General features: G+C 42.4%; 15 protein-coding genes. 12 read left to right on the top strand and 3 right to left on the bottom strand.

Annotated features, from left to right (window positions below; genetic code table 11):
- The first annotated feature begins 5 nt into the window (after positions 1 to 5).
- From sucD to AC21OG_RS03310, 10 genes are all read left to right on the top strand, one after another.
- On the top strand, positions 6 to 881 hold the full coding sequence (gene sucD / locus AC21OG_RS03355) for a succinate--CoA ligase subunit alpha (protein WP_487377823.1): 876 nt from the start codon (positions 6 to 8) through the stop codon (positions 879 to 881).
- Positions 882 to 1,214: 333 nt separating this feature from the next.
- Positions 1,215 to 2,027: a UTP--glucose-1-phosphate uridylyltransferase gene (locus AC21OG_RS03350; RefSeq protein ID WP_491185069.1), complete on the top strand. Its 813-nt coding sequence runs from the start codon at positions 1,215 to 1,217 to the stop codon at positions 2,025 to 2,027.
- 79 nt (positions 2,028 to 2,106) lie between these two features.
- Entirely contained in the window at positions 2,107 to 3,897 is a 1,791-nt protein-coding gene (gene pgi / locus AC21OG_RS03345) for a glucose-6-phosphate isomerase (protein ID WP_487377825.1), read from the top strand.
- Between the two features lie 60 nt (positions 3,898 to 3,957).
- A complete protein-coding gene (locus AC21OG_RS03340) occupies positions 3,958 to 5,289 on the top strand; it encodes a UDP-glucose/GDP-mannose dehydrogenase family protein (RefSeq protein WP_487377826.1) in 1,332 nt (443 codons plus the stop codon).
- 363 nt (positions 5,290 to 5,652) lie between these two features.
- On the top strand, positions 5,653 to 5,946 hold the full coding sequence (locus AC21OG_RS03335) for a type II toxin-antitoxin system RelB/DinJ family antitoxin (protein ID WP_487377827.1): 294 nt from the start codon (positions 5,653 to 5,655) through the stop codon (positions 5,944 to 5,946).
- A 53-nt stretch (positions 5,947 to 5,999) separates the two neighbouring features.
- Positions 6,000 to 6,215 carry a type II toxin-antitoxin system RelE/ParE family toxin gene (locus AC21OG_RS03330; RefSeq protein WP_491185068.1) on the top strand — a complete coding sequence of 72 codons (216 nt, stop codon included), beginning with the start codon at positions 6,000 to 6,002 and terminating at the stop codon, positions 6,213 to 6,215.
- Between the two features lie 107 nt (positions 6,216 to 6,322).
- On the top strand, positions 6,323 to 6,499 hold the full coding sequence (locus tag AC21OG_RS03325; protein ID WP_487377829.1) for a hypothetical protein: 177 nt from the start codon (positions 6,323 to 6,325) through the stop codon (positions 6,497 to 6,499).
- Positions 6,500 to 6,754 (top strand): hypothetical protein, encoded by a 255-nt coding sequence (locus AC21OG_RS03320; RefSeq protein ID WP_487377830.1) that lies wholly within the window; start codon positions 6,500 to 6,502, stop codon positions 6,752 to 6,754. It begins immediately after the preceding gene.
- On the top strand, positions 6,637 to 7,572 hold the full coding sequence (locus AC21OG_RS03315) for an IS256 family transposase, variant Zn-binding type (RefSeq protein WP_487377836.1): 936 nt from the start codon (positions 6,637 to 6,639) through the stop codon (positions 7,570 to 7,572). Before AC21OG_RS03320 ends, AC21OG_RS03315 begins: the two co-directional genes overlap by 118 nt.
- Positions 7,573 to 7,620: 48 nt before the next feature.
- Positions 7,621 to 8,388, top strand: a complete 768-nt coding sequence (locus AC21OG_RS03310; protein ID WP_491185030.1) for an IS256 family transposase, variant Zn-binding type — start codon at positions 7,621 to 7,623, stop codon at positions 8,386 to 8,388.
- Positions 8,389 to 8,661: 273 nt separating this feature from the next.
- Here AC21OG_RS03310 and AC21OG_RS03305 read toward each other — a convergent pair whose 3' ends face one another.
- Both AC21OG_RS03305 and AC21OG_RS03300 read right to left on the bottom strand, forming a co-directional pair.
- Positions 8,662 to 10,125: a phosphohexomutase domain-containing protein gene (locus AC21OG_RS03305; protein WP_487377158.1), complete on the bottom strand. Its 1,464-nt coding sequence runs from the start codon at positions 10,123 to 10,125 to the stop codon at positions 8,662 to 8,664.
- A gap of 112 nt (positions 10,126 to 10,237) precedes the next feature.
- On the bottom strand, positions 10,238 to 11,485 hold the full coding sequence (locus tag AC21OG_RS03300; protein WP_487377424.1) for a nucleotide sugar dehydrogenase: 1,248 nt from the start codon (positions 11,483 to 11,485) through the stop codon (positions 10,238 to 10,240).
- A gap of 614 nt (positions 11,486 to 12,099) precedes the next feature.
- Here AC21OG_RS03300 and mazG point away from each other — a divergent pair.
- Both mazG and AC21OG_RS03290 read left to right on the top strand, forming a co-directional pair.
- On the top strand, positions 12,100 to 12,945 hold the full coding sequence (gene mazG / locus AC21OG_RS03295; protein ID WP_487377159.1) for a nucleoside triphosphate pyrophosphohydrolase: 846 nt from the start codon (positions 12,100 to 12,102) through the stop codon (positions 12,943 to 12,945).
- Between the two features lie 94 nt (positions 12,946 to 13,039).
- Complete coding sequence (locus AC21OG_RS03290; RefSeq protein ID WP_487377160.1) at positions 13,040 to 13,417, top strand: ComEA family DNA-binding protein; 378 nt, start codon at positions 13,040 to 13,042, stop codon at positions 13,415 to 13,417.
- A gap of 82 nt (positions 13,418 to 13,499) precedes the next feature.
- Here the strand turns inward: AC21OG_RS03290 and AC21OG_RS03285 are convergent, their stop codons facing one another.
- Positions 13,500 to 14,069, bottom strand: a complete 570-nt coding sequence (locus AC21OG_RS03285; RefSeq protein ID WP_486546189.1) for a hypothetical protein — start codon at positions 14,067 to 14,069, stop codon at positions 13,500 to 13,502.
- Positions 14,070 to 14,202 lie beyond the last annotated feature (133 nt).

Here is a 14,202-nt window from a genome sequence, read left to right as displayed (position 1 = left end):
AAATAATGAGTGTATTAATTGATAAAGACACCAAAGTATTGGTGCAAGGTTTTACTGGTAAAAATGGTACTTTCCATTCAGAGCAAGCCATTGAATATGGTACAAAAGTTGTGGGTGGTGTCACCCCAGGTAAAGGTGGTCAAACTCACCTAGGTCTGCCTGTATTTAACACCATGAGCGAGGCCATGGAAGCGACTAATGCAGACGCTTCTGTCATCTATGTACCTGCGCCATTTGTATTGGATTCCATCATTGAAGCCGTTGATGCGGGTGTTAAGCTTATCGTGGTGATCACCGAAGGTGTACCGACATTAGATATGCTAAAAGCCAAGCGTTATATCGAAGAAGCGGGCGATGTGAAGATGGTCGGTCCAAACTGCCCAGGCGTGATCACACCGGGTCAATGCAAAATCGGTATTATGCCAGGTCATATCCATTTACCAGGTAAAGTCGGTATCATCTCACGCTCTGGTACATTGACTTATGAAGCAGTGGCACAAACCACGAAGCTTGGCTTTGGTCAGTCAACGTGTATCGGTATTGGTGGTGACCCAATCCCAGGTATGAACCAAATTGATTGCTTAAAAATGTTCCAAGACGATCCACAAACCGAAGCTATTGTACTAATCGGTGAGATCGGTGGTACGGCTGAAGAAGAAGCCGCCGCTTATATTAAAGAGCATGTAACGAAGCCTGTCATCGGCTACATCGCTGGTGTGACAGCGCCTAAAGGTAAACGTATGGGTCATGCCGGTGCAATTATCTCTGGCGGTCAAGGTACTGCTGAAGAGAAATTCAAAGCGTTTGAAGATGCTGGCATCGCTTATACACGTGACCCTTCTAAGATCGGTGAGACCGTTAAAGAAGTTACCGGTTGGTAATTCGCTACTGATATTAATGATACGTAATTTTAAATACATTAAGAATTTTTAATGTAGTTAGAGTATTAAGAGACCTGATTACCATAACTATTAAGAGCATCCTACGGGATGCTCTTTTTTATGCTATCGTCAATAAAATCGTCATCAATGTTTGTTACAATAAGGGTTACCTCTTCTATTAAAATACAGAAAAATTGGAAAAGTAGTTAAGCTATGGATAATAATATGAGCAATAACTTGAACAATGACTCGAACAATGACTCGAACAATACAAGATCTAATAACGACAAGGTAACGCATGCCGTAATCCCCGTTGCCGGTTTTGGTACCCGTATGTTACCCCTTTCAAAATCTGTGCCCAAAGAGTTATTACCCTTAGGCAACCGTCCCGCCATACATTATGTCGTAGAGGAGGCGATTGCGGCAGGTATTAAACATATTGTGTTGGTCGGGCATGCGCAAAAAAGCGCTATTGAAAACTACTTCGATATCAATGCTGAATTAGATGCGCAGTTAAGAGCCAAAGGCAAAGATGAACTTGCAGATAGTCTCAATTGGCTACCGGATGATGTATCGGTTTCGATGATACGACAAGGCAAACCGCTAGGTTTAGGGCATGCGGTATTACAAGCTCGTCCGATTGTTGGCGATAGTCCATTTGCGGTCTTGTTACCTGATGTGGTATTAAATCCGTTTACCACCGATATGAGTCAAGATAATTTAGCCTATATGATCGAGCAATACGCCCAGTCATCGCACTCGCAAATCCTAGTCAGTGAAGTGGCCGATAGCGATGTGCAAAAATATGGCATTGCCGATCTAAAAGAGGCAGATCAGTTGGCACAACGCTCAAAGGATAACAATGCCAGCTTTGCCGTCGCTGGATTTGTGGAAAAGCCTCGTTTAGAAGATGCCCCTTCAAATTTAGCAGTGGTGGGTCGATACGTCTTTAACCCAAGTATCTTTGATTACTTAGCAGAGACTAGACCATCGGTCGGCGGTGAGATTCAGCTGACTGATGCCATTGATGCCCTGATCAGTACCCAAGGGGTGGATGTAGCGACGATGGTAGGTGAGAGCTTTGATGCCGGTGATATGACCAGCTACATGCAAGCCTTTATGTATTTTGCTCAGCAGCAGTTATAGTCCGATAAGTGGCTAAGTATAGCCTTGTGTGACCCTAATAAAATATAACCCTCAGTTGCATCATTAGTGAATGAAAACTATGTCTACCCCTCTACCCAATGATCTGCCGCAGTGGCAGAAATTACAACAGTTAGCCGATCACCACTGGTCATTGACCGATCTGTTTGCCGAAGATGCTGATAGAGCGCAGCGCTTTAGCGTCAGCGCGGAAGGACTGTATTTTGATTACTCCAAACAACTTGTTGATGAGTCCGTCAAATCGGAACTTATGGACTTGGCACGTGCCTGTCACCTTCACGATCGAATATCGGCACTATATAGAGGTGATAAAGTTAATAGCAGTGAGAAGCGTGCTGCCTTACATACTGCCCTTCGCTTGCCACCGTCTGCCCAGCTGGTGGTTGACGGACAAGATGTGGTCAAAGAAGTGCATGACAGCTTGGCTAAAGCTGCTGAACTTGTCGAGCGTATTCGCAGTGGCGTCTGGCGTGGCTATAGTGGCAAGGCGATTACTGATGTGGTCAACATTGGAGTGGGGGGGTCTGATCTAGGCCCTGTCATGACCAATAGTGCGCTTGATGAGTGGGCAGACAGCCATATTAACGTACACTTTGTGTCAAATATGGATGGCACTCAGTTGGGTAATTTGCTTGATGTCTTAAACCCTGAGACCACCTTGTTTATTGTGTCCTCCAAGTCTTTTAGTACTGTCGATACCTTGTCTAATGCGCAAACTGCTAGAGCTTGGCTATTGGCAACAGGCGCCAATCAAGCCACTGTATTGCGGCGTCATTTCATCGGGGTGTCTGCCAATCCTGAAAAAGTAAGCGAATGGGGTATCGTCGAGGCACATCAGCTCAAGTTATGGGACTGGGTCGGGGGACGCTTCTCAATGTGGTCAACCATCGGTCTTGCCGTGGCAATCCGTATCGGTATGGCGAGGTTTTATGAAATGCTCGCCGGCGCTCATGCGATGGATGAGCACTTCTTAAATGCCGACTTTGAGCAAAACTTACCCGTATTATTGGGACTGATCGGGGTGTGGAACAGTACCTTTTTGGGTATCAATGCGCATACCGTTCTACCATATGACGGACGCTTAAAGTACCTACCCAGTTATCTGACTCAATTAGAAATGGAGAGTAACGGGAAATCTGTCACACATTGCGGTGAGCCTATCCCATACTCTACCTGTCCTATTTTATGGGGGGAGATTGGCTCAAATGCCCAGCATGCGTTTTATCAGCTACTGCATCAAGGTACTCAAAAAGTATCCTGTGACTTTATTGCCTGTGTCAATTATTACGACAGCACCGATGCCGGTGAATTAAAGCACCAACATGCGCTCTCGTTAGCTAACTGTCTGGCACAAAGTCGGGTACTGGCGTTTGGTAATGACGCACTTGCTGCGTCTGAAGCCTTACAGAAAGCCGTTTCCGAGGTTGACAAATTTAAGCGATATCGCGGCAATCAGCCGTCTACTACCATTTTGCTAGATGAGCTAACCCCCAGAAGCTTTGGTGCCTTGATTGCGTTGTATGAGCACAAGGTGTTTGTGATGGCAAGTATTTGGGATATCAATCCCTTTGACCAATGGGGTGTAGAAATGGGCAAGAAGGTGGCGAATGAAGTCTTTGCCCATATTAAGACGTCAGGTCAGGTAGCTGAATCACAAACCGAGTCTCAGCAAGCCAATGAAAGTAAAGAGGGTAATGCCACTAATACAAACGATGCCACTAATACAAACGATACTCACAATGTCAATGATGCCGTTAATGCTCGACTAAAACCTGAAGATCTGTTTGACGGCTCTACTCAAGCTTTATTGCGACATATTAACCAAGAGATAGTTAAGCATCCCGATATTTGAAAATAATCGACTAAAAAAACAGCTTATTTAATGAGTTAATAAATAAAGGATAATCACTTAATGGCTACCCCAGTATCACAACTGTCAAACGCTGAGCCAAATCACTGCATCATCGTCGGCCACTCGATAGATGCTATTACTACAGCAACTGTCATGGTTAGCCTTGGCAATACTGTCAGCTTATATGCTGATCAGGATGAGCTACAGCGCACTCTTAATAATTATACATTTGAGCATCAGCAACAGGCTTTATGGCAGCTGTATCTCAGTCAGCAAACCATCCGCGTACAGCCTATCCCATCACAGGCCAGCGCTTTATTTGCTGATCCTCAGCCTAACTTATATTGGCTATTTTATCGTGACTTACCGGCGCAATGGATGGAGGCGATTGGGACCGAACAACGCTGGGTAAATCAGCTCAACGAAAGCAATGTTGCTGCTCAAATACCCTTAATCTTAAGTGGTATTAGCACGTTGGGCGTGTTTGCCGATATTGCCGAACAGTGCCTACGTCCTTGGGTGTATTATGTACCCTTTGTTTTCTTACAAGATGGTCGCACCTATCCGTCCATGCTGTCTCCGAAACTGTGGTTGATGGGCGAGAAGACCACCGACTCTATCGATAAGGTCGGCATGCTACAGCCGCTCATTGCTCAAGCTGAGCAAAGCTATATTAGTGATATTGCCACTATCGAATTCTCGCGCAGTGCGATTATGAGCATGCTTGCCACCCGCGTCAGCTTTATGAATGAGTGGTCGCGTCTTGCTGATCAACAAGGTGTTGATATCGTTGAAGTGGCGAATATTATGGGTAAAGACGCCCGCATTGGCAAAAGCTACCTTAAAGCAGGCTGGGGCTTTGGTGGCAAGACCTTACCGGCCGAAATTGAAGCTTTACAGCAAACCCTAGACGACAGCCCCGTTGAGCATCGCCTAATGCAAGCCGTTTATACCATCAATGACGATCAAAAAGAGCTTATCTTCCGTAAGTTCTGGCAATATTTTGATGGGTCGATCGATAACAAACAGGTCAGTATTTGGGGTGCCAGTTACAAAGCAGGCTCTGGGCGCACCACATCGTCAGCGATTCACCCCTTATTGCGTCTATTATGGTCATATAACATCACCACCTATGTGTATGCGTTAGAGGCAGAAAGCGAGCTGGCGGGCTTATATCCCGATCAGCCTTTATTGCAGTTTATTGAAGCGCCCACCGAGCAGCTATCAAACAGCGATTCCTTATTTGTCCTCTCTTGGCCGAGCACCCAACGCTTGCCGATTGCTGCAATTAATGACGTGGTCATTCCTGTGTTTGATGCACAAAACGCTTTTGGCAGACAGCATATTCAATCGCTTAAAGGCGATTATCAAGGTATTGGACGTCACAAATAGTCTTCGTACACGTTTGTTTTTTAGTACTAACTAACTAAAGCTGTGGCGCCATTCTCACTTCACTGTTATATACCATACGCTGGCAGGATGTTTGGTAGCGTGTGGTGTCGCGAAGCAGAACCCAGGGCATTGAATTTGACAATAACCTTGACGATAATTTTAATCAAAATCGTGGGTTTCATTTCATTGCACCCACGCCACATTCCTAAACCTAAAATTTATAACGTTTGCACCCGATTTCTTAGCACTTTTAAATTTGGGTTTGCTAGTACTCGTGAATGGTTACAAACAAAGTCTTTAAAATGACTTTTGAGTAAATATCACTTATACTAAGCATATATAGCACATAAAAGGAGCATACAAATGACCGCTGTAAATTATAGTATTCGTATTGATAAAGAACTGCGCGATGAGGCTTTTGCTGTGTTAGAGAATTATGGTTTGTCACCCTCGCAGGCTTTTAGGTTATTTTTGAAGCAAGTTGCTGGTACAGGCACTGTGCCTTTGTCTTTTGATTATGCGCAAAGCACTATCGCTTATGAGAAAAATCCAACGACTTTGCAAGCAATCGCCGACGCGAAAGCCGGTAACATGACCCGCTATAATACTGCAGAAGAGATGCTGGACGAATTGAGTGATGAGGCCAGTCAAGCATAGTGAAAGCAATTGAGGTTACAAAACAGTTTAAGCGAGATGCCAAGAAAAATTATATGGCACTAACCACACCTGAATGGATTGAGGTAATGCATTGCTTGTGTCATAGCTTGCCCGTTCCTATAAGATACAGAGACCATCAATTGACGGGAAACCTTAAAGATTTTAGGGACTGTCATATCAAGCCCGATTTGGTGCTTTTATATCGAAATGGTTCTGATGCAGTAGAGTTGATCAGATTAGGGAGCCATAGCGAACTAGGCATAGCTTAATTTAAATAGATTCAACCTATACCAACATAGAATACCCCTTTTCTTATAGAGTAAAGGGGTATTTTATTAGTTCGAAAAATCGTGATGTTTAATTAAAACTAGGTGTAATGGACAAAATTCAGGCTGACACCCCCTTTAAAGCTATATACTATAAGTATTTGCAAGGATTGAAAGCCATGAATCAAAAAACTGCCCTTTTTGTGGTGAAAAACACACTAAAAAGAATGGTTATAAATCAGGGAAACAGCAGTACAAATGCCTTGTCTGTAATCGGCAGTTTTTAGGTGGCAAAAGGCTCAATAATACAACTTTGTGGCAAGAATATACTCAAGGTAAACAGACTTATAAACAACTTGGGTGTAATGGACAAAATTCAGGCTGACACCCCCTTTAAAGCTATATACTATAAGTATTTGCAAGGATTGAAAGCCATGAATCAAAAAACTGCCCTTTTTGTGGTGAAAAACACACTAAAAAGAATGGTTATAAATCAGGGAAACAGCAGTACAAATGCCTTGTCTGTAATCGGCAGTTTTTAGGTGGCAAAAGGCTCAATAATACAACTTTGTGGCAAGAATATACTCAAGGTAAACAGACTTATAAACAACTTGCTCATAAGTATGGCTGTAGCATAAAGACCATACAAAGGCGACTAGATACTATTGAAATAAAGTCACTTAATAAGCTACCTTCTCGTGCCAACATAGTGATGGACACTACTTACTTTGGTAGAACGTTTGGCTTAATGGTATTTATGGACTATACAAGCAAAGCTGTATTGCATCACCGCATTATTCATTATGAGACCAACGCGCTGTATAAGCTAGGAATAGAGGATATAAAATCACAAGGTATTGATATAACAAGTATTACTTGCGATGGAAGACGAGGTCTTAACGCTTTATTTAAAGATATACCCATGCAAATGTGCCAGTTTCATCAGCTACAGATCATCACTCGATACTTAACTCGCCGACCTCAAAATATCGCTAGTATTGCACTCAGACAACTCGCTTTAAACATAAAGGATTATGATAAGACAACGTTCATTCAAGACTTGGATTGCTGGTATTTGACTCATGAGGGCTACTTAAATGAGCGTAGTATCAATACAGATACTGGTAAGACTTGGTACACCCATAAGCGTCTTAGAAGTGCCTATAGAAGCTTGCGAGTAAATAGTGAATGGTTATTCACTTATAGAGAATTAGATGACTTAAACATTCCAAATACGACCAATTCTCTAGAAGGTTTGTTTAGTGAGTTAAAACGCCAATTAAGCAGTCATAATGGACTTAATAAACAACGTAAGCTTAAGTTTATTAACAACTTTTTAATGACATACTCTGCGGGTTAGCCTGAATTTTGTCCATTAGAGACTAACCGCTCGTTTTTAGCCTGAATTTTGTCCATTACACCACAACTTGCTCATAAGTATGGCTGTAGCATAAAGACCATACAAAGGCGACTAGATACTATTGAAATAAAGTCACTTAATAAGCTACCTTCTCGTGCCAACATAGTGATGGACACTACTTACTTTGGTAGAACGTTTGGCTTAATGGTATTTATGGACTATACAAGCAAAGCTGTATTGCATCACCGCATTATTCATTATGAGACCAACGCGCTGTATAAGCTAGGAATAGAGGATATAAAATCACAAGGTATTGATATAACAAGTATTACTTGCGATGGAAGACGAGGTCTTAACGCTTTATTTAAAGATATACCCATGCAAATGTGCCAGTTTCATCAGCTACAGATCATCACTCGATACTTAACTCGCCGACCTCAAAATATCGCTAGTATTGCACTCAGACAACTCGCTTTAAACATAAAGGATTATGATAAGACAACGTTCATTCAAGACTTGGATTGCTGGTATTTGACTCATGAGGGCTACTTAAATGAGCGTAGTATCAATACAGATACTGGTAAGACTTGGTACACCCATAAGCGTCTTAGAAGTGCCTATAGAAGCTTGCGAGTAAATAGTGAATGGTTATTCACTTATAGAGAATTAGATGACTTAAACATTCCAAATACGACCAATTCTCTAGAAGGTTTGTTTAGTGAGTTAAAACGCCAATTAAGCAGTCATAATGGACTTAATAAACAACGTAAGCTTAAGTTTATTAACAACTTTTTAATGACATACTCTGCGGGTTAGCCTGAATTTTGTCCATTAGAGACTAACCGCTCGTTTTTAGCCTGAATTTTGTCCATTACACCTAAAACTAGCACTTGAAGTCTTCAATTTTCAACATAAGTAAAAAGACCCTCTTTTACCACTTTGTTTAAAGGGTTACGACTTAACATGCACAATAATGTCATTTAGGTGTGCACGTTACGCTAAAAATCGTATAACGTGCACAATTTTTGAGATATTTTATGCACGTTACTGCGTCTCTAGTGAATTTATATAGAAAACTCTGCTCTTCTGTTATGCGACAACCGCGCCTTGATCGGCTAACCAATGTTTAATTTCTTCGATTTTCTCATTAAGTAGCGTCTCATCACCGATGGTTTCGATGTTCAGGCGGATGAGTGGCTCGGTGTTGGAAGCTCGAATGTTAAAGCGCCAGTTACCAAAATCGAGACTTAAACCGTCTAAGGTATTAATGTCTGGGTTTTGAGACTGATAGTGCGCTTTAATACGATTAAGGATCTCATCACTCTCGACATCGGTAAGTCTAAAGTTAATTTCACCAGAGCTTGGGTAGGCGCTAATGCGTTCATTAACCAGTTGACCCAAGGTCTTACCAGTGGTAGACAATAACTCAATGGTGAGCAGCCAAGGAATCATGCCACTGTCGCAGTAAAAGAAGTCTTTAAAGTAATGGTGGGCGCTCATTTCACCGCCGTAAACCGCGCCTGATTCACGCATGACTTGCTTAATAAAAGAGTGACCAGATTTGCTGATGATCGCTTGTCCGCCGCCCTCTTTAATGATGGCGATGGTGTTGTAAATGACACGCGGATCGTAGACGATGCTAGCGCCTTGATGCTTTTGTAAAAAGGCTTGGGCCAGCATACCGACCACGTAGCTACCTTCCACAAAGTCACCTTGGGCATCGAATAAGAAACAACGATCAAAGTCGCCATCGAAGGCAATGCCTAAGTCAGCTTGGTTGTCGATAACCGCTTGTTTGGTAGACTCACGGTTTGCCAAAATCATTGGATTGGGAATGCCGTTGGGGAAGCTGCCATCTGGGGTGTGATGAACTTTGATAATCTCGATAGGGGCGTCCGCTTGTTGTAAGCGCTGTTCTAATAAGTCAACTGTAGGGCCGGCACTACCATTGCCCGAGTTAATGACAATCTTCAAGGGCTTAAGGTTGTCAGTATCAATAAAGCTGATTAAATGATCCACGTAAGCGGTTTTGTCTGGCTTGTTGATGACAGAGCTTTGCTGTGAGGCTGGGTTAAACGTGCCTTGCTGTGCAAGGGCTTGAATGTCGGCCAACCCTGTATCAGCGCTAATAGGTCTTGAGCCATCACGTACCAGTTTTAAACCATTGTAATTAATAGGATTATGGCTGGCTGTTACTTCAATACCGCCTAATGCTTGATAATGACTGGTGGCAAAATACACCTCTTCGGTACCAGTCATGCCCAAGTCAATCACATCGACCCCTGCATCCACGATGCCTCGGATAGTCGCCTGTTTAAGCGCTTCACTAGAGTCTCTGATGTCACAACCAATAACGATGCAATTGTTGACCGATTCGGCAACATTATTTTGAGTGCGCTGGTCGGCTAAGATTTGAGCAAAAGCACGGCCGATACGATAAGCAATATCATCGTCCAAATTGACGCCTAATTCGCCACGGATGTCATAGGCTTTAAAAGAGGTAATTTCTCTTTGTGGAAAGTTATCATGTGCAGGGGTCGATTGTGTTGTCATGTTTGGCCTTAAAACAAAATAGATTGGGACATCAAAATTATATTAAAGTTAATAATTTTTAAAGTTTAGCTTTTTAAAATCAGTTTTTGAGGGTGAAAACGATCATAGAGACTTAACTATAGCCAAACACGTCTCGAGAGTAAACCTTATCTTTGACGTCTTCTAGTCCATCGTGCCAACGGTTGGCAACAATTAAATCGTTTTGTTGTTTAAACTGTTCAAAGTCTTTGATAACCTCGCACTCTTCAAAAGTTGATAATTTGAGAGCAGGCTCAAAGATGGTGACTTTCAGTCCATGTTGTTTTAGGATGTCAATCACATCAAGCACCGCAGATTCTCGAAAGTTATCGGCGTCTTTTTTCATACTAAGACGGCAAATACCCACGCTTTTGGGATTTTTATCGATAATTTGACGGGCAATAAAGCGTTTGCGGGTGTTATTGGCATCGACCACGGCGTGAATCAGATTGGCTGGAATACCGGCATAATTGGCTTTAAGTTGTTGGGTATCTTTGGGTAAGCAGTAGCCACCATAGCCAAATGATGGGTTATTATAATGTTGTCCGATACGGGGGTCGAGGCCGACACCGGTGATGATCGACTGGCTATTGAGCTCATGCTTTTCAGCAAAGCTGTCTAGTTCATTAAAGAAGGCAATACGAGTCGCCAAATAGCTGTTGGCGAAAAGCTTGACTGCCTCTGCTTCTGTGGCAGGCATGATGAGCGAGGGCACCTCAGACTCTTGGCTGGCATGCTCATATAGCGCGACTAAGGCATCGGCTAGGCTGTGCTGAGATGACATTGCACCGACGATAATTCGCGACGGATGTAGGTTGTCGTATAAAGCCTGTCCTTCACGCAAAAACTCAGGCATAAATAGGATATTATCATCGAAACGCTCATGCATTGTGTCAGTAAAGCCGATAGGAACAGTCGATTTAATGACGATAGGTACCTGACTATTTTGTTCACGCACGATACTGATACTGGCTTCTACTGAAGTGGTATCAAAGTATCCTGAGGCCACATTGTAGTTGGTAGGGGTGGCAATAATGACCAAGTCGCAATGCTTATAAATACCTTCGGCACTGCCATCAATATTAGCAAACAGATCCAGCGTGGCTTTGAGGTTTAGTGGCTTGTTGGCTAAATAATCACAGATATCGGTGTCCTGCAAAGGGGATTGTTTTTTCTGCAGCTGTGCTATCTTGTGTCGGTCAATGTCAAATAACATCACCTGAGTATTTAAGTGCGGTTGTGCCAGCAATATGGCGTTGGACAGGCCGACATAGCCTGCACCAATGACCACAATTTTGTTGAGAGTTGGACCAGATTGATTGTCTTGATGCTGTGTTGCCATTGGGGCAACGTTATTATTACTATCCGTCATATTCTTTTTAATCTCTTAATATATTATTCAACATTAAAGGGTGTCGTTAAATAGCGTCATTAAATGATATTGTTAAGCGAAACGGTAAGTGAAAAGCTAAGTGACATGTTGAATAAATAAAATAGGTTTTGTGAATTTATTTTATAGAACATTTTTATAATAGGTTTTTATGACATTATTTTGACATAGTCAAGTATACCTGTTTTAACCCGTTCAAGTGATAGGTTAAAAATTAAGAGCGCAAAAACCCAAATAACCGTTCTAGATAAAGGTAAAATACGCATAATCTAGATGCAATTTTAAAAATGATACACTGCGGATATGACAGGCTAATAACACGCTGATTTTATTAATGCCTTAATGTTAATAAATCCTCTGAAAGCGTGCATCAAATGGTCACTCAAGAAGTTTAATAGACAATCCCCAATCGACTTACTTTTTTAAGCGTTTAAGCGTTTAAAGACACTCTTTTACGTTAATTCCAATCAACAGAAGTCAACAACAAGCAGCAGCAATCAAGAACCATTTATAATAATTAGATAAACAAAAATAATTAAGAACAAACTCACCAATTAGGAATAAAAATGGTACACACACAAGCACCAACACCTGTAGCAGGGTCGCCTAAACCCACCAAAAATATAGAGGATCTATTGGCGTTAATGGCAAGATTGCGCGCGGACTGCCCGTGGGATATCAAACAAACCAATCATAGCTTAATTCCTTATGCCATAGAGGAAGCATATGAGCTAGCAGAGGCCATTCAAGAAGGTGATATAGAAGACATTAAAGGTGAGCTGGGCGATGTGTTATTACAAGTTGTTTTTCACTGCCAATTATACGCTGAGCAACATCAGTTTGATCTTGGCGATGTCATTTACAATTTACAAAGTAAGCTGATTCGCCGTCATCCCCATGTATTCGAAGCCGATAAATTACCCAATGAGGAAGCCGTTAAAAAACGCTGGGATGAGATCAAGGCCCTTGAGAATGCGGAACGGGAGCATCGAGGTAAACCCAAACGTCGCTTAGACAATGTCAAAGCAGGTAGCGCTTTAATGCAGGCTCAAAGCTTACAAAAAGCGGCCAGTAAACTTGGCTTTGACTGGGACGGGGTACACGACGCGATTGCCAAGCTTGAAGAGGAAATAGACGAGCTAAAGCAAATTCTACCCAGCGCTGGCCAGAAAGCCACCGATAATGAAAAAGAGGAACTGGCAAAGGAGCTTGGCGACTGTATCTTTGGCTTGGTCAATGTGGCACGTAAGCTAGACCTCGATGCAGAAGCAGCGACACTAACCTGTGTACATAAGTTTCGATCACGGTTTTCCTATATCGAACAAGAACTGGCAAAAAAAGGTCAAACCCCAGAAAGTAGTAGTCTTGCTGAGATGGATGCACTCTGGGAGCAAGCCAAACATTTTGAATAATACGGTAGGTTTTCGGTTATCAACTAAGCTATTAAACGACTTCAAAACCGTTTTAGTTAAGAACAGTTTGCTCCTGTTTATTGGGCTCGTATGGATGAGCAATATACAGGCGGCACAGACAGCACAAACGTCAGTGCAAGTCCCACAACACTCATCTGATTATTTAAAAGAACAGCCACATGAGCCTCAGTGTTTTGGTGATGCCAAACTGGCGTATGCCTATCTGATCAATCAGCAAAGGCTACACCAACAATCACAAGAGCTAGCCAAATCACGTATAGTAGTCAATATTAATGATGCGTCTGAAGCGGAGCTAACCACCTTGCATGGTATTGGTAGCAATAAAGCCAAGCAAATTATCTTATACCGGGATGCCTTTGGGCCGTTTCGCAGTATTGATGATTTGGCAAACGTTAAGGGGATAGGCACTATGACCATCGCTAACAATAGAGCACGACTGGCAGTCAAATAGGTGATGTATTATAGGTTTCAGCGTTTAAGCAGCTAGGTTAAGCAGTTGGGTTAAAAAGCTAGGTTTAATAGCTTGGCGCAGCTTAGTCCTGACATACCGCTTGTAATAACGGATCGTCTGAAGGGAGCTTATGCCATTGTGGCGACTCAAGCTTTGTAGCAGTGCGTGTGCTATCTTCAGCGCTATTATCAGGCGTGTTGGTTTGTATAATGGCGATAGCAGGATCGCTGCAGTTAATGAGCTGCGGGATAACTTTGGTGCTGATACGTCTTTCGTATAGGTAGATATTTATGCGCTTAATAGTGTCTGTGGGGGCATATCGTTTCTGACGGATAGTGGGGCCGATAGGTTGACCTGAGTCAACTGCCATAAATCGAATGACTTGCGGCTTGACATAACTCCAAGGACGGAACCAAGAAGTCCCTTCGATGACTTTAATAACTTTGACATCGGCTGGTAGGAGATTCATCTGCTGTTCATGCCAATGGTACTCTTGATGTATTTGAAAACCAAGCATGCCTATACCAGCAAATATTGGAATAAGCCATTTTGGCGCTTGTTTACCAACAAGTTTAGACAAATGGCGAACTATCAGTGCAATGCCTGCCATCCCAAAACCGGCGGTAATGGTCGCAATAAATTCATAAATCATTAAACATATCCAAGTGCGTTGTCATTAAAGGCGGTGTGCTTATTGATGAAGGTTAAGACTAAATAAGGGTAATATTAAAGAAGGATAAGCCAGTTATCTGACTTATCCCTTTAAAGTGAGTATGATTTAAAGT

The sequence above is a fragment of the Psychrobacter sp. CX5 genome (genome assembly GCF_057621535.2).
Note: the sequence above shows the minus strand (reverse complement) of the source record. Positions and strands in the feature narration are given on the sequence as shown.